The 15,670-nt window shown below is 61.8% G+C and carries 18 protein-coding genes; 4 read left to right on the forward strand and 14 right to left on the reverse strand.

Going from position 1 to position 15,670, the window contains the following annotated elements:
* Positions 1-413 (forward strand): hypothetical protein (locus tag PO883_RS23985; RefSeq protein WP_289311991.1); only part of this gene is annotated, 413 nt, incomplete at its 5' end.
* Here PO883_RS23985 and PO883_RS23990 read toward each other — a convergent pair.
* The 4 genes from PO883_RS23990 to PO883_RS24005 all read right to left on the reverse strand — a co-directional run bounded on the left by PO883_RS23990 (position 410) and on the right by PO883_RS24005 (position 3,042).
* Complete coding sequence (locus PO883_RS23990) at positions 410-1,183, reverse strand: sulfite exporter TauE/SafE family protein (protein ID WP_167087863.1); 774 nt, start codon at positions 1,181-1,183, stop codon at positions 410-412. The genes PO883_RS23985 and PO883_RS23990 overlap by 4 nt on opposite strands.
* Positions 1,184-1,305: 122 nt before the next feature.
* Positions 1,306-1,944: a peroxiredoxin gene (locus tag PO883_RS23995; RefSeq protein WP_167087861.1), complete on the reverse strand. Its 639-nt coding sequence runs from the start codon at positions 1,942-1,944 to the stop codon at positions 1,306-1,308.
* 43 nt (positions 1,945-1,987) lie between these two features.
* Positions 1,988-2,548 carry an alpha/beta hydrolase gene (locus PO883_RS24000; RefSeq protein ID WP_289311992.1) on the reverse strand — a complete coding sequence of 187 codons (561 nt, stop codon included), beginning with the start codon at positions 2,546-2,548 and terminating at the stop codon, positions 1,988-1,990.
* Between the two features lie 107 nt (positions 2,549-2,655).
* Entirely contained in the window at positions 2,656-3,042 is a 387-nt protein-coding gene (locus PO883_RS24005; RefSeq protein ID WP_289311993.1) for a diacylglycerol kinase, read from the reverse strand.
* Positions 3,043-3,190: 148 nt separating this feature from the next.
* On the opposite strand from PO883_RS24005, the gene PO883_RS24010 reads away from it, so the two are divergent.
* Complete coding sequence (locus PO883_RS24010; RefSeq protein WP_289311994.1) at positions 3,191-3,973, forward strand: IclR family transcriptional regulator; 783 nt, start codon at positions 3,191-3,193, stop codon at positions 3,971-3,973.
* Positions 3,974-4,041: 68 nt separating this feature from the next.
* On the opposite strand, the gene pbpG is transcribed toward PO883_RS24010, so the two are convergent.
* The 3 genes from pbpG to PO883_RS24025 form a co-directional block, all read right to left on the reverse strand.
* Positions 4,042-5,121: a D-alanyl-D-alanine endopeptidase gene (pbpG, locus tag PO883_RS24015; protein ID WP_289311995.1), complete on the reverse strand. Its 1,080-nt coding sequence runs from the start codon at positions 5,119-5,121 to the stop codon at positions 4,042-4,044.
* A 153-nt stretch (positions 5,122-5,274) separates the two neighbouring features.
* Positions 5,275-5,970 (reverse strand): nitroreductase, encoded by a 696-nt coding sequence (locus tag PO883_RS24020; RefSeq protein WP_289311996.1) that lies wholly within the window; start codon positions 5,968-5,970, stop codon positions 5,275-5,277.
* 8 nt (positions 5,971-5,978) lie between these two features.
* Positions 5,979-6,884: a DMT family transporter gene (locus tag PO883_RS24025; RefSeq protein WP_289311997.1), complete on the reverse strand. Its 906-nt coding sequence runs from the start codon at positions 6,882-6,884 to the stop codon at positions 5,979-5,981.
* A gap of 375 nt (positions 6,885-7,259) precedes the next feature.
* Between PO883_RS24025 and phaP the strand changes: the two genes are divergently transcribed.
* Complete coding sequence (phaP, locus tag PO883_RS24030) at positions 7,260-7,826, forward strand: TIGR01841 family phasin (RefSeq protein WP_167087849.1); 567 nt, start codon at positions 7,260-7,262, stop codon at positions 7,824-7,826.
* Positions 7,827-7,925: 99 nt separating this feature from the next.
* Here the strand turns inward: phaP and PO883_RS24035 are convergent, their stop codons facing one another.
* From PO883_RS24035 to PO883_RS24065, 7 genes are all read right to left on the reverse strand, one after another.
* A complete protein-coding gene (locus PO883_RS24035; RefSeq protein WP_289311998.1) occupies positions 7,926-8,651 on the reverse strand; it encodes an ABC transporter ATP-binding protein in 726 nt (241 codons plus the stop codon).
* A complete protein-coding gene (locus PO883_RS24040; RefSeq protein ID WP_167087845.1) occupies positions 8,648-9,421 on the reverse strand; it encodes an ABC transporter ATP-binding protein in 774 nt (257 codons plus the stop codon). Before PO883_RS24040 ends, PO883_RS24035 begins: the two co-directional genes overlap by 4 nt.
* 21 nt (positions 9,422-9,442) lie before the next feature.
* The gene (locus PO883_RS24045; RefSeq protein ID WP_289311999.1) at positions 9,443-10,651 is read right to left on the reverse strand and encodes a branched-chain amino acid ABC transporter permease; all 1,209 of its coding nucleotides are present in this window, start codon (positions 10,649-10,651) and stop codon (positions 9,443-9,445) included.
* A 21-nt stretch (positions 10,652-10,672) separates the two neighbouring features.
* Positions 10,673-11,602, reverse strand: a complete 930-nt coding sequence (locus PO883_RS24050) for a branched-chain amino acid ABC transporter permease (RefSeq protein WP_167087841.1) — start codon at positions 11,600-11,602, stop codon at positions 10,673-10,675.
* A gap of 284 nt (positions 11,603-11,886) precedes the next feature.
* Positions 11,887-12,834: a 4-hydroxy-3-methylbut-2-enyl diphosphate reductase gene (gene ispH / locus PO883_RS24055; protein WP_289312000.1), complete on the reverse strand. Its 948-nt coding sequence runs from the start codon at positions 12,832-12,834 to the stop codon at positions 11,887-11,889.
* Positions 12,835-12,884: 50 nt separating this feature from the next.
* Positions 12,885-13,340 (reverse strand): peptidylprolyl isomerase, encoded by a 456-nt coding sequence (locus tag PO883_RS24060; protein ID WP_289312001.1) that lies wholly within the window; start codon positions 13,338-13,340, stop codon positions 12,885-12,887.
* Between the two features lie 167 nt (positions 13,341-13,507).
* Positions 13,508-14,389 (reverse strand): hypothetical protein, encoded by an 882-nt coding sequence (locus PO883_RS24065; RefSeq protein WP_289312002.1) that lies wholly within the window; start codon positions 14,387-14,389, stop codon positions 13,508-13,510.
* A 153-nt stretch (positions 14,390-14,542) separates the two neighbouring features.
* Between PO883_RS24065 and PO883_RS24070 the strand changes: the two genes are divergently transcribed.
* Entirely contained in the window at positions 14,543-15,556 is a 1,014-nt protein-coding gene (locus tag PO883_RS24070) for an AraC family transcriptional regulator (RefSeq protein WP_289312003.1), read from the forward strand.
* Positions 15,557-15,670: the final 114 nt, after the last annotated feature.

The raw sequence follows: 15,670 nt of genomic DNA on the forward strand, positions 1-15,670 counted from the left end.
ATGACCGTTTGCAGGCAGGTCCCGGGGCGCAGGCTGCGGGCAGCGGCTCGGCACCGGAAGCGGAAGCGCTGCTCAGCGTGCGGGTGCCGCCGGCGCTGCGCGCCATCTTCCAGGTCTGGGCGCAAGAGTGCGATCCGGCGCCGCTGCTGCCGCGCGGCGGCGACATGCGGGCGCTGGTGGCGGCCTACGTGCGCCTGGGCGCCGCGGTGGGGGCGGCGCCTGTCGAGCGCGAGCTGCTGGTGCGGGTGTATGTCAACGCGGCGCTGAACTGCGAATTTGCGCTGTGGATCGAACTGCGCCACGAAGCGGCAGCAGTGCTACGCTGGCTGGCGCCGCTCGTCGCGGCCGACCCGGCCCTGCGCGCGCGCATGGCGCAGGCCTGGCCGCGCCTGGGCGGTCCAGACGGACCTTAATAAACCAGCTTGACCGCGACCAAGGTGAGGGTGGTCGCCAGCAAGGCGCGCAAGAAACCTTCCGGCACCGATTTGGCGATCCAGGAACCGAGGGTGATGCCGGGCAGCGAACCGATCAGCAACATGGCGAGCAAGGCCCAGTTGATCGAGCCCAGCCACCAGTGGCCGAAGGCGGCAATCGCGGTCAGCGGCACGGCGTAGGCGATGTCGGTGCCGGCCACTTCGGCCGCGCTCATGCGGGGATACAGCATGACCAGCAAGGTGGCGCCAATGGCGCCGGCGCCGATCGACGAGACCGTCACCAGCACGCCCAGCAGCGCGCCGGACACGATGGTGGCGGCCGCCAGCGGCTTGCCCTGCAACTGGCGCTCGGGCTTGGCGTTGATCCAGGCCAGCATCTTGCCTTTGAACAGTAGCGCGATCACGGTCAGCATGACCGAGCCGGCGATGGAGTAACGGATGATCTGGCCGATTTCCTTGTCGAGGGTGCCGAATTGCTTGAGCGCCAGGGTAGCGGCCACGGCGGCCGGCAAGGCGCCGTAGCAGAGGTGGCGCACGATATCCCAGCGCACGGTGCCGCGCATGCGGTGAGTGAAGGCGCCGGCCGATTTGGTGATGGAAGCGAAGGCGAGGTCGGTGCCGACGGCGACCGAGGGCGGCACGCCGAACAGCAAGGTCAGCAGCGGAGTCATGAGAGAGCCGCCGCCGACGCCGGTCATGCCGACCAGCAGGCCGACCGCGAAACCTGAAATGATGTACGTAAGTTGCATGGATGAGCCCCTAGAATAGCCGCAAGGGTATAGGGACTCAGCCTTTATTCAAACAACGGAAAGCTTATTTGCTTATGCGTTTCGCCGTACCAGCGCCGGGCGGCGCCGCGCGGCGCCCGGTTTTACTTGTTCGGCTGGGGCGTGACACGCAGGTAAGCACGCGCGGCAGTGTAGCCTTTCGGATACTTCTGCTTGATCAGTTCGGGATCTTGCACGCTCAGCGGGATGATCACATCGTCGCCGTCACGCCAGTTGCCGGGGGTGGCCACGGTGTAGGCGTCGCTCAGTTGCAGGGCGTCGATGACGCGCAGCACTTCGTCGAAATTGCGCCCGGTGCTCATCGGATAGGTGATCGACAGGCGGATCTTTTTCTTGGGATCGATCACGAACAGCGAACGCACGGTGGCCGTGGCCGACTGTTCCGGGTGGATCATGTCATACAGGGATGCCACTTTTTTGTCGGCATCGGCAATGATCGGGAAGCCCACCACGGTTTTTTGGGTCTCTTCGATATCCTTGATCCAGGTTTTGTGCAGCTCGGCCGGATCGACCGACAGGGCGATGGCTTTCACGTTGCGCTTGTCGAATTCCGGTTTGAGCTTGGCGGTAAGGCCCAGCTCGGTGGTGCAGACGGGCGTGAAGTCGGCCGGGTGCGAAAACAGCACCACCCAGGAGTCGCCTGCCCATTCGTGAAACTTGATCGTTCCCAGTGAAGAATCCTGCTCGAAATCCGGAGCGGTATCGCCCAAACGTAAACTCATTGTGATCTCCAATCATTCATCAAAAGTAGTAGGCGGATATCAATCATGGCGAAAAGGCCAGCATCCTATTGTGCGCCAATTCGGCCAGCCGCTGCAAATATTGTTGTCCGGCGGGCCAGTCGCCCAGGCCCGACTCCGCATTGATGTGGCCCAGCCTGCCCTGCTCGGCCAGCTCGCTGCCCCAGCGGCGCGCCCACAGGGCCGCGTGTGGCGCACTCATCCATGGATCATTGGCGCTACTGACCAAGATGCTAGGGCAACCGAGCGGCAGCGCCGGCAAGCGCTCGGCCACGCCGAACTTGTCCGGATCGGCGGGCGCGACCAGCAACGCGCCGGCCACGCCCTCGCTGTTGCGGGCGATGCTGTGCACGGCGGTCAGGCAGCCGAAGCTGTGGGCCAGCAGCAGCGCGGGACGCGGATCGGCGCGCCGCTGCTGGTCCAGCCGTGCGGCCCAGGTCGCCAGATCGGGCTGGTCGAAGTCATCCTGGCGCACGCGCACGAATGCCGGGTGCAGGCGCTGCCAGCGCGACTGCCAATGCGCCGGTCCGCTGTCATGCAGTCCGCTGACCACGATGACTTGAAAATGGGGAAACAGTTCGGTCATGGCGCCACCTCCTGGACCACCAGAATACGGCGCGCATGCGCGAAAGCGAAGGAATCGTTTCGCGCTTCGATATACCGCCCGCGCATAAGGCGGGGCGGATGGGGCGGCTAGTAAAAGCGGTTGAACAGCACCACCGTCCAGGAGGCGATGGCGATCAGGACTGCCAGCATGACGGCGGCGCTGCCGAAATCCTTGGCGTTCTTCGAGAGCGGATGGCGTTCGAGCGAGACGCGGTCGACCACGGCTTCGATGGCCGAATTAATCAGTTCGACGATCAGCACCAGCACCAGCACGGCAATCAGGAACAGTTTCTGGAAAGCCGACACCGGCAGCACCAGCGCGATGATGGCGCCGATGATGACGACAATCAATTCCTGGCGGAAGGCGTGTTCGTGGGTCCAGGCGGATTTGAACCCATCCATCGAGTAGCTTGTCGCTGCCAGAATGCGCTTGAAGCCGCTTTTACTTTTAAAATCACTGACAGGCTGAGTCATGGATACTCTTCAAAATAACAGGTAAAGCACATTATGCCCCGCCCCGCCACCGGCGCGCCATCTTTGCGCGGCGTCACAGGGAAATTGCCAATCCTTTTCACATTGTGGTATAAAGTGACTACTTATACTGCACTGCACCAACCACATCATGAAAATCGACACCGTTGACGCGCCCAAAACCTCGATCCAGGTGATCGAGCGCATGGTGGCCCTGCTCGACGCGCTGGCCAACTATACCGATCCTGTCAGCCTGAAGGAATTGTCCAAGGTATCCGGACTGCATCCCTCGACCGCGCACCGGATTCTCAATGACATGGTCATCACGCGCTTCGTGGACCGGGTCGAGCCGGGCACCTACCGTCTCGGCATGCGCTTGCTGGAACTGGGCAATGTGGTCAAGAGCCGGCTGTCGGTGCGCGAAGCGGCGCTCGATTTCATGCGCTCGCTGCACAAGAAGACCCAGCAGACCATTAATCTGTCGGTGCGCCAGGGCGACGAGATCGTGTATATCGACCGCGCGTTTTCGGAGCGCTCCGGGATGCAGGTGGTGCGCGCGATTGGCGGACGCGGTCCGCTGCACCTGACCTCGACCGGGAAGCTGTTTTTGTCGGTGGACGAGCCCAAGGCGATCAGGGCGTATGCCACCCGCACCGGGCTGGCGGGGCATAACAAGAATTCGATCACCGATTTGAGCAAGCTGGAACGCGAATTGAGCCTGGTCCGGTCGCGCGGCTATGCGCGCGATAACGAAGAACTGGAACTGGGCGTGCGCTGCATGGCGGCGGGCATCCATGACGATTCGGGCAAGCTGATTGCGGGCTTGTCGATTTCGGCCCCGGCTGACCGCTTGCAGGAGGAATGGCTGGAAGATCTGGTGATGACAGCGAGCCAGATTTCGGCGACGCTGGGGTACACCGGGCCGGCGGTGTAAGCGTTTACGTCAAGTCCGTCATTCCTGCCAGGGGCAGAAATGACGGTTTTACGTATGACGGTACTAATTCAAGTCAATCCGGGCGGCCGCAAGGCTTCCAGCCAGCGCCGCATCCGTCCGGCATCGGCCGTGCGCGATTGCTTGCCCTTGGAATCCAAAAACACCATGATCACCGCGCGCCCCTGAATCACGGTCTGCATCACCAGGCAGCGCCCCGCTTCATTAATAAACCCCGTCTTTTGCAAACCGATATCCCAATCCGGCATCGCCACCAGATAGTTGGTATTGTTGTAATGCATCAGCCTGCCACCGGCATCGACCGTCGATTTCGGATCGGTCGAATACTGGCGCAGCAGCGGTTCGTTATAAGCGAACATGGCCAGCTTGGCCAGGTCGCGCGCGCTGGCGACATTGCGGCTGGACAGCCCGCTCGAATCGACATAGCGCGTATCGTGCATGCCCAGCTGGTAAGCCTTGGCATTCATGGCCGCCACGAAGCCCGCCACCCCGCCCGGATAATTGCGCGCCAGCGCGGCGGCGGCGCGGTTCTCCGAGCTCATCAGCGCGATATGCAGCAGGTTGGCACGCGTCATCTGGGAACCGACGCGCAGGCGCGAACTGGTGAATTTCTCATGGTCGACATCGTCCTCGGTGACAGTCAGGACCTCGTCCAGGTCTTGCCTGGCCTCGACCACGATCAGGCCCGTCATCAGCTTGGTGATCGACGCGATCGGCAAGGCGATATTGGCGTTCTTCTCGAACAAGACCTCGGCATTGTTTTGGTCGAGCACGAAGGCGACGTTGGACTTGAGGTCGAGCGGGTCGCGTGTCTGGTTCAGGCCGGCCAAATCGCCCGCGCTCTGGCGCACCCGTTCGGGCAGCGAGGCGGCGACGATCACGCGCTGGTACACCAGCTTGCGTTTGCCACGGACCATGACCGTGCGCCGCACCATGGTATTGCGGCTCTCGGCCGCCGGACGCAAGGCGATTTCGCGGCGCTGCACGCGCGACTTGACCACGACGTGCTTCTTGGCCTTGCCCGCGCCAACTGCGCGCTCGGCACCGGCCTTGGCCGTGACCCTGGCTTCCACCGGCGGCGTCAATACTAACAGCAGGGAAGCGATGGCGCTCAACACTAACTTATACATCTGGAAATCCTTTGAAGCGAGCTGACCTTGTAACGCTGAAGTCTAGCAAAGTGCTCAGCAATCGCAAGCGAATTTAACATTCGGAGGAAGTCTTGTGCTGAGCTACAACGTCGTGTAGCCAGGCCGCTTCTTGCATGAACACAGTGTACGCGTTTATTCCCTGAAACGAACAAAGCTTGCCAGCGGCTCGCGCGCCGTCAACAGGGTGTTTTCAATCTTGTCCGGATCGGCGTAGCCCAATGCCATGCCGCATACCAGCATCTCAGTGGGGGGCAGCTGAAGATGTTCGGCAATGACGCGGTGATACTGGGTGAAGGCCGCTTGCGGACAAGTGTCGAGGCCGCGCCCGCGTGCGGCGACCATGATATTTTCGAGGAACATGCCGTAATCGAGCCAGGAGCCCTGCTCCAGCACCCGGTCGATGGTGAAAATCAGCCCCACGGGCGCATCGAAGAAGCGGTAGTTGCGGCCAAACTGCGCTTGCATGCCGGCCTTGTTGTCGCGCTCCAGGCCCAGCAGCGAATACAAGTCCAGGCCGACCTTGCGGCGCCGCTCGATGTAGGGCGAGATCCATGCGCGCGGATAGTAGGGATATTCTTCCACATGCTGCCTGGCCAGCTCGGGATCGTTGTGGACGGCCAGGATCGCTTGCGCCAGCCGCTCCTTGGCTTGCCCGGTCAGCACGGTCACCTTCCACGGCTGGATATTGGTGCCGGACGGTGCGCGAGCACTCACTTCCAGGATGCGCTCGATATCTTCGCGCGCGACCGGGGTCGGCAGGAAGGCACGGATCGAGCGGCGCGAGCTGATGGCGGCATCCACGATGTCTTGTTCTTTACTTACCAACATTGCTTCTCCTATTTTTTAACGACACACACCACACCGATGACCGCCACCACCATCCCGGCCACGCCCAGCCAGCTGAAGGCTTCGCCGAACATCAGCCAGGCCATGATGGCCGTGGTTGGCGGCGTCAGGTACAGCAAGCTGGTCACCTGGGTCGCATCGCTGCGGCGGATTAACTGAAACAGCAGGAAAATCGCCCCGATCGACAGCGCAAACACCGACCACATCCAGGCCCCGACGAAACGCGGCGTCCATGTGATGCTGCTGAGCGTCAGATCGAGTCCTTCAAACATCAGGGCCACCGGCAGCAGCACCGCCACCGTGGACGCGAACTGGATCACGGTGCCGGTGCGCAAATCGAAGCGCGGGCAGAAATGCTTCTGGTACATTGTTCCGGCGGTGATCGAGAGCAGCGCCATGACACTGAAACCGATCGCCAGCCCCGACAGGCCGACCAGGGTGATCTTGGCATACACCACCAGGGCCACGCCGGTCAGGCCGAACAGCAGGCCCAGCCACTGGCGCGGACGCACCGTTTCGCCGATCAGGGGAGCGCAAGCGGCGGTGAGGATGGGTTGCATGCCGACGATCAGGGCGGTGAGCCCGGCCGGCATGCCGAGCTTGATGGCGCACCAGACGCCGCCCAGGTAGCCGGCCTGCAACAGCAGCCCGGCCACGGCGATATGGCCGATGCTGCCCCTGGGCCACGGCGCTTTCCAGATCAGGACGATGGGCAGGAGCACCACCAGGACGGCGACGCAGCGCAGCAGCAGGAAGGTCAGCGGCGGCGCGTACGGCAAACCGAACTTCGCGACAATGAATCCCGTACTCCACAATAAGACGAAGAACACCGGCATGGGCGAGAGCCAGGCCGCACTGTGGCGCGGCGCACCATTTTTTAACGTTTCGTTTGACATATATCAAGGGTCGCGCTCGACGCCAAAACGTCAAGACGCCGCATCAACAGGTTGGACAGCGCGAACAGCGCGAACAGCGAGTCTAGCATGGTCGGCCCTGCCATGTTATCAAGGCCCAGTTTGTCTATGACACGATGGTGATCGCGGGCATGCCCAGGGGGCGATGCGCGCCGTCCCGCCACATCGTTTCTTCCCGTCAGCACGCATTTGTGCACTGCACAAGATTCGCTTGACACTGCTCAGAAAATCATTAAAATGGGCTTTGTTGCGCTGCACAATCCACTTGTTCAGCCTTGGCTTGACAGATTTTCCTGCCTCACCGGTTCAACGCAGCATTTATCAACAATACGATTAATTATTATTTGGAGAATATATATGTTTGCAATCCCTGAGCAGTTTTCGAACGCCACCAAAGCTAACTTTGAATCGCAGTTCGCGCTGTACTCGTCGCTGACGGCGAAAGCGTTTGAAAGCATTGAAAAGCTGGTCGAGCTGAACATCACCGCTGCCAAGGCAACGCTGGAAGAGTCGTCGATCGCCACCAAGCAGCTGCTGTCGGCCAAGGATCCACAAGAATTTTTCGCGCTGAGCGCCGCCCAGGCCCAGCCGAATGCTGAAAAAGCCCTGTCGTACAGCCGCCAGCTGGCCGCCATCGCGACCGGCACCCAGGCCGAGTTCAGCAAGGCAGCCGAGTTCCAGATCGCCGAAACCAACCGCAAGGTGATTTCGCTGGTTGACGAAGTGAGCAAAAATGCACCAGCCGGTTCGGAAAATGTCGTTGCCGTGATCAAGGCATCGATCGGCAATGCCAACGCCGGCTACGAGCAGCTGACCAAGACTGCCAAGCAAGCCAAAGAAGCCATGGAAACCAATGTGAACGCAGCCGTATCGCAGTTCACCCAGGCTGCACAGAACGTTGCTGCACGTACCACCAAGCGTTAATTTGCTTGTGTAGTGCCGCAGTAAAAAAACCCCGCGCTGCGGGGTTTTTTGTTGCCGTCGTCAGCGCGCGCGGGCGCCGCGACGAGAAGCGGTCCGGTCTTACTCTTCGCCCAGATACGCCGCCTTCACGCGCGGATCATGCAGCATGTCCTGGGCATTGCCCCCCATGATGATCGCGCCCGAATCCATCACATAACCGCGGTTGGCCGCTTCCAGCGCCAGTTTCGCGTTCTGTTCCACCAACAGCACGGTAATGCCCTGCTTGTGCACGTCGCGGATCACTTCAAAGATCTTTTCCACCATGATCGGCGCCAGGCCCATCGATGGCTCGTCGAGCAGCAGCAACGTCGGGTGGCTCATCAAGGCGCGCGCCATCGCCAGCATCTGCTGCTCGCCGCCCGACAAGGTGCCCGCCATCTGCGCTGCCCGCTCCTTCAGGCGCGGAAACACCGAGAACCACTTTTCCACGTCGGCCTCGATGCCGGCCTTGTCGTCGCGCGTGTAGGCGCCCATCAGCAGGTTTTCGTGGATCGACATGCGCGTGAACACGCCGCGCCCTTCCGGCACCATGGCCAGCTTCTGCCGCACCAGTTCGAACGACTTGCTGCCCTTGAGCGGCTGGCCCATGTAGCTGATCACGCCTTCGACCTTGCAGTCGGGCAGCGTGCCGGTGATGGCTTTCAGCGTGGTGGTCTTGCCGGCGCCATTGGCGCCGATCAGGGTCACCAGTTCCCCCTTGTTCACTTCCAGGTCGATGCCCTTGACGGCCTTGATGCCGCCATACGCCACCTTCAAACCCGAGATTTTCAGAATGTTGTCGCTCATGCGTGAGCACCTCCCAGGTAGGCTTCGATCACTGCCGGATTTTTCTGTATGTCGGCCGGTAAGCCTTCCGCGATGGGTTTGCCGTATTCGAGCACGGTGATGCGGTCGCACAAGCCCATCATCAGCTTGACGTCGTGCTCGATCAGCAGCACGGTCTTGCCTTCCTGCTTGATTTTCACCAGCAGTTCGCGCAAGGCCAGCTTTTCGGTCGCATTCATGCCGGCCGCCGGTTCGTCCAGCGCCAGCAGTTGCGGATCGGTCGCCAGCGCGCGCGCGATTTCAAGGCGGCGCTGGTCGCCATAGGACAGGAATTTCGAGGTGCGCTTGGCGTACGCGCCGATCCCCACGAAGTCGAGCAGCTCTTGCGCCCGGGCGCGGATCGCCGCCTCTTCCAGGCGCGCCGCCTTGTGCCGGAACACGGCGCCGAACACGCCCTGATGGGTGCGCACATGGCAGCCCACCATCACGTTTTCCAGCGCCGTCATCTCGCCGAACAGGCGGATGTTCTGGAAGGTACGGGCAATCCCGGCCTTGGCCACCGCGTGCGGGGCCGATGGCGAGTACGGTTTGCCGGCCAGCTCGAACGTGCCCGTATCAGGCTGGTAGAGCCCGGTAATGACGTTGAAAAAGGTGGTCTTGCCGGCGCCGTTCGGCCCGATCAGGCCGTAAATCTGGCCGCGCATGATCTTGATACCGACGTTGGTCAGCGCTTGCAAACCGCCAAAGCGCTTGTTCACGCCGGAAATATTGAGAATGACTTGTTCGCTCATCTGGATATCCTCACGCAGCCATTACGCCGGCAGCTCGCCGGCTTGGTTGGTCTCGGCGGCCTCGGGCCGGTCTTCGTGCTTGGGCGAGGGCCACAGGCCGGCCGGCTTGCTGAGCATGATCCCCACCAGCGCCAGGCCATACAGGGCCATCCGGGTCACTTCCGCTTCCAGCAGCACCACGCCGAACACGGCCATCTGGAGCGGTTCGACCACGTAGCGCAGGATGTGCGGCAAGGTGGCCAGCAGCAAGCCGCCCAGGATCACGCCCGGAATGTGGCCGATGCCGCCGAGCACCACCATCGCCAGCACGGCGATCGATTCGGTCAGCGAAAACGATTCCGGCGAAACAAAGCCCTCGAACGAGGCGTACAGGGCGCCGGCCACGCCGCCGAACGAGGCGCCCATGGTAAAGGCCAGCAATTTGACGTTACGGGTGTTGATGCCCATGGCCTTGGCGGCGATTTCATCTTCGCGGATCGCCACCCAGGCGCGCCCCAGGCGCGAATGCTGCAAGCGCCCGGTGACGAACACGATGCCGATGCACACGGCCAGGAACAGGAAGTAGTGCGCGTTCACCGACGGCATGCTGAAGCCGCCGACGATCACATTTGCGCCCGACCCGGCCTCGCCGGACAGGGACACTCCGAAAATGCGGATCGGATCGATCAGGTTGATGCCCTGCGAGCCATTGGTGAAATTGAGCGGCGCGTTCAGGTTGTTCATGAAAATGCGGACGATCTCGCCGAAACCCAGGGTCACGATGGCCAGGTAGTCGCCGCGCAGCTTGAGTGTCGGCGCGCCCAGCAGGGCGCCGAAGAAGCCGGCCGTGGCCGCCGCGATCGGCACGATCACCCACAGCGACAGGTGAATCCCGCTTTCCCGGATTTGCGGTCCCATCAGCGTGACCAGCCATTCGCCCAGGCGCGGGTATTCGTTGACCACCGATTCGAGCAGCACGGCAAATTGCGGCGAGGCCAACAGGCCGGTGACATAGGCGCCGACGGCAAAGAAGGCAATGTAGCCGAGGTCGAGCAGGCCGGCGAAGCCGACCACGATGTTCAGGCCCAGCGCCAGCATGATGTACAGCAGGGCGATGTCGACCATGCGCACCCACGAGTTACCGAAATTCTGGGCGATGAAGGGGAAGGCCAGCAACACCACCAGCAGCACGCCCATGTTGATGCGGGCCTGGCGCGGATGGGCGTCGAGATCGAAGGAGAGAAGAGCCATGATATTCCTTTCTGTACCCGGTCAGGCGCGGTCGGCGACGCGTTCGCCCATGATGCCGGATGGCCGGATCGTGAGCACGATAATCAAGACCACGAAGGCAAAGATATCCTGGTAGTGGCTGCCGAGAAAACCGCCGGTCAGGTCGCCGATATAGCCGGCGCCCAGCGCTTCGATCAAGCCGAGCAGGATGCCGCCGATCATGGCGCCGTAAATATTGCCGATGCCGCCCAACACCGCCGCCGAAAAGGCTTTCAAGCCCGGCAGGAATCCCATGGCGAACTGGATCGACGAATAGTTGGCGCCCCACATCACGCCGGCGACCGCGGCCAGCGCCGCGCCGATGGCGAAGGTGGCCACGATGACCTTGTTGGCGTCCACGCCCATCAGGCCGGCCACCCGGGGGTTTTCGGCGGTGGCGCGCATCGCGCGGCCCAGTTTGGTTTTCTCGACCAGCATCACCAGCGCGCCCATGCACAGCAGGGCCAGGGCCAGCAGCAGGACCTGGGTCTGGGAAATCACGGCGCCGGCGATGTGGATCGGCTCGCTCGAAAGCAGTTGCGGAAATGGCAGCGGGTTCAAGCCCCAGGTTTTCATCGCAAACGCGTTCAGCAGGATCGAGACGCCGATGGCGGTAATCAGGGGAGCGAGGCGGGGCGCGTTGCGCAGGCGGCGGTAAGCGACCCGCTCGATGAGGACATTGACCAGCATGCAGGCCGGAATGGCACCGATGATGGCGATGGCCAGGTTGGCATAGCCGGGCAAGCCAGGCACGGCCCAGGCCAGCAATTTCAGGATGGACAGGCCAACCATGGCGCCGATCATCAGCACGTCGCCATGGGCGAAGTTAATCAGGTTGAGCACCCCGTAGACCATGGTGTAACCCAGTGCGATCAGGGCGTACATACTGCCGAGCACAAGGCCATTGAGAATTTGTTGGATAAAGATATCCATGATGTTCGCCTCATTTCATTTCGATCTAACAAAAACGGCACCCGGGGAAACCCCCGCAGTGCCGCTCCTGGCCTCATGCCGCTAATTCACAAACGCCGCCGCCCCTGGCCATGCGGGATGACGATTTTTCATGTCTCTGCTGCCGCCGCGCGTCACTGGAACGCGCATGCCGTCCTGATGACAAGCATTCCGAGCGTCGTCATCATAACGAGGTTTGGAAAAAACTAATATCGGAAAATCACAGGTGTTCCGAATTTAATTTTGACAAACGGCCATGCCCTGGGTTATGCAAGCCCGGCCTTGACGCCGTCGAGCCCCTTGGGCAGGGGGAAGGTTACATGCTCTTCCACGCCATCGAGCGCGCGCACGCTGCGCGCGCCGAGTTCCTTGAGGCGGTCGATGACGGCCTGGACCAGCACTTCGGGGGCCGAGGCGCCGGCCGTGACGCCGATCCGCAGCTTGCCGACCAGCCATTGCGGATCGATCTGGGAGGCATTGTCGACCATATAGGCCGGCGTGCCCTTCTTTTCCGCCACTTCGCGCAAGCGGTTCGAGTTCGAGCTGTTGGGGCTGCCGACAACGATCACCACGTCCACCTGGGGCGCCATGAACTTGACGGCTTCCTGGCGGTTGGTGGTGGCGTAGCAAATGTCGCCCTTCTTCGGCTCGATGATGTTCGGGAATTTTTCCTTGAGCGCGGCGATGATGTCGGCCGTGTCGTCGACCGACAAGGTGGTTTGCGAGACGTAGGCGAGCTGGTCAGGGGTCTTGACTTCCAGCTTGGCCACGTCGGCCACCGTTTCGACCAGGTGCATGCCCTCTTCCGTCTGGCCCATGGTGCCTTCGACTTCCGGATGGCCATCGTGGCCGATCATGACGATTTCGCAGCCCTGGCGCCGCATCTTGGCCACCTCGACGTGCACCTTGGTGACCAGCGGACAGGTCGCATCAAAAATGGTCAGGCCGCGCGCTTCGGCTTCGGCGCGCACCGCTTTCGACACGCCGTGGGCCGAAAACACCAGGGTGTTGCCGGGCGGGACATCATCGAGTTCCTCGATGAAAATCGCGCCCTTGCTGCGCAAGTCCTCGACCACGTAGGCGTTGTGCACGATTTCGTGGCGCACATAGATAGGCGCACCGAATTGTTGCAGGGCGCGCTCGACGATTTCGATCGCGCGGTCGACGCCGGCGCAAAAACCGCGCGGCTGGGCCAGGAGAATTTCGCTGTCCATGATGAACCTCTGTATTATTTATACAACAGTTATATATACAACACCAACAACTAAAGTACGGAAATCAGCCGAACTTCGAATTGCAAGGACTGGCCCGCCAGCGGATGGTTGAAGTCGAAGGTCACCACACCGTCGCCGAACTGGCGCAGCACGCCGGCAAAGCGGCCGCCGCCGGGCGCGGCGAAGTCGACCAGGTCGCCCACTTTATAGTCGGCGCCGGGGGCCGAGTTCTCGTCCAGGGTGGCGCGCGAGACATCGCGCACCAGTTCCGGATTGCGCTCGCCGAACGCTTGCGCCGGAGCCAGCTGGAAGGTTTCGTGCGTGCCTTCCGGCAATCCCATCAGGCAGGTTTCGAGGAAGGGCGCGAGCTGGCCGCTGCCCATCATCAGGGTGGCCGGGTTGCCGGCGAAGGTCGTGATCAGGTCGGTACCGTCAGCGCTGGCCAGGCGGTAATGCAGGGTCAGGTAAGCCGATTCGGTGACGACGGCGGGGGAAGTTGTGGACATGGTAGTCATCGAGGCGTGCAAAGCGCCATTGTAAGCCACGCTGGCGCAAACGGCCTCGCCTGCCCGCATTTGATTGCAGCCAGGCTTGCTCAGCAGCCGCAGCCGTAGGCGAAACGTTCGCTGCCGAGCACTTTCCAGGCACCATCGATGTTGACCAGCACCAGGCGCTACCAGCGGTCGTCGGTGCTGCCGGGCCGTTCGATATCGCCCGGTTCCTTGCCCTGCCCTTCCCACACGGCCAGGTCGGCAATGCCGTCGGCGTCGAGGTCGTAGTACAGATGCGTTCCGCCGATAAAGCCGGTGCGAGCGCGCTCGCGCGTCATCGTCGCCTCCCTGGCCGCGGCCGGGCCGGATGGCAGCTCGACTGTCGTGTAGAAGGCGAACAGGCTAGCGGGCGGCTTGACGTTGGTTTTCTTGCTGGCAGCGGCCTGGTGCCCAAAGAAGCGCCACGGGCCGGCGTCGGCTTCGCCGAACGCGAAGCCGGGAACCCAGCCTGCGCATTCGGGCTCATCGGCATAACGCCACAAGGTCTCGGTCTTGCGAATCACGCTCGGCTCGACGCGCAGCCGGCCGTCGCGCTTGAGCTGGACGCGCGACACCGAACGCACCAGCGCATCCGTGCGGCTGAGCATATCGTACAGGCCCGGAGAATCATCGTTCTCGCTGACGCCAGCGGGTTTCGGGCGCGGGTGGACCAGTTGCCGGAATACGATGCCGAAGCGGCCGCTGGCCTGCTCGGCGGTGCTGCCCGGTGCTGCCACCTGGGCTTCGGAACGGAACAGCGAGGGCCTCACGCTGGTGAATTCCAGCGCCCCGATCAGGCCGGCGAGTTGGCGCTCGTTCATGCGCTCGTCGCCGTGACCCGACAAGTCAAGACCGGTCCCATCGCGCAGGCTGGAATGCAGTTGCAACGACTCCTCCCCGCCCGGAAGCACCAGCCCGTTGACCTTGCCACGCGCGCGCAGGCGCACGGCCTTGCGCTTGAGATCGGACCAATCCGCGAACGGCGCCGGCTTGCGGCCATGCGTGCCCAGGGCGAGGTGGTGCAAGCGGCGCTGGCGCGCAACGCGGCCAGTATGGTGCTGGCGCACAAGCACCCGGTATGTTGAATTTGGGATTGTCAACGACTGAGTACCTCGAAAAACCTCGCTGAAAGTGGCATGATGCTGCCATGCCAACCATCGCGGCCCAGCGGCGCCTCCATGATCTCAAGTCAACTTCTATTTCTCTTTAGTGCGCTTGGCGCGGTCAATGGACTCTTCTTGGCATGCTACCTGTTCAGTCGCCGCTCGCATCGCCTGGCGAACTGCATGCTGGGCGCGCTATTGCTGGCGATCGGCATCCGCACAGTCAAATCGGTTATTTACTATTTCAATCCGGATCTGGCGCTCGGGTTTCTGCAGACCGGCATCTCGGCATGCGTGTTTATCGGGCCGCTGACCTACCTGTATGTGCATTGCTGCCTCGCCGATCTGACACACGGCACGGTCAGTATACGGTGGCACGGCCATCTTGTGCTGCCATCGTTGGCCGTCGGTTTGGGGCTGATTTTTCCGTATTCCGCGTACCCCTACCTCTGGCGCTGCTCCCTTTACGGCATCCATCCATACTGGCTTGCTTATCTATTCCTGGCTGGCCGGCAGCTTTGGCAGGCACGTGCCTTGGCGCGCCAATCCTTACTCGTGCACAGCGTGTACCTCAGCAGTTTTTTGATACTCATTGCCTACGTCAGCACGCCATTGACATCGTATATTGTCGGCGCGCTCTCATTCACTTTCTCGATACACGTCACGATTCTGATGTATTTTCTGCAATCCGAGACCAAGGCGGATACCAGCAAACGAGAGAGTTACAAAAATAGCAAACTGACCGAGGACGATGCGCGCGCCTTGTTGGGCTCACTCAATGACGTCATGCGCGACCAGCAGTTATATTTGAACCCGAACTTGAGTCTGGCGCTGCTATCAAAAAAGGTCGGCAATCTCCAAACCACGGTGTCGCAGGTTATCAATGACAATCTTGGCAAGAGTTTTAATCATTATATCAATGAGTTTCGCATTCAGCACGCACAGCATCTGCTGGTCAGCGAGTCTCACCTGAACATGGAGCTGGTTGCCGAGCGCAGCGGCTTCAATTCCAACTCCACTTTCTTTGCCGCGTTCAAGCGGATCACCGGACAGACGCCGGCGCGCTATCGCGCCGAACTGGCATCATAGTCCCCCCCGGCCGGCCGCCTGCCGGCCCCAGTCGCTGCGAAATTATGTATCCGGAGTCCGAAATCATGGCTCCAGACCGCACGCGCGCGCATTTCCCTTACCTTCTCATCAGGC

This window comes from Massilia sp. DJPM01, from assembly GCF_030348125.1.
GTDB lineage: Bacteria > Pseudomonadota > Gammaproteobacteria > Burkholderiales > Burkholderiaceae_D > Telluria_A > Telluria_A frigida.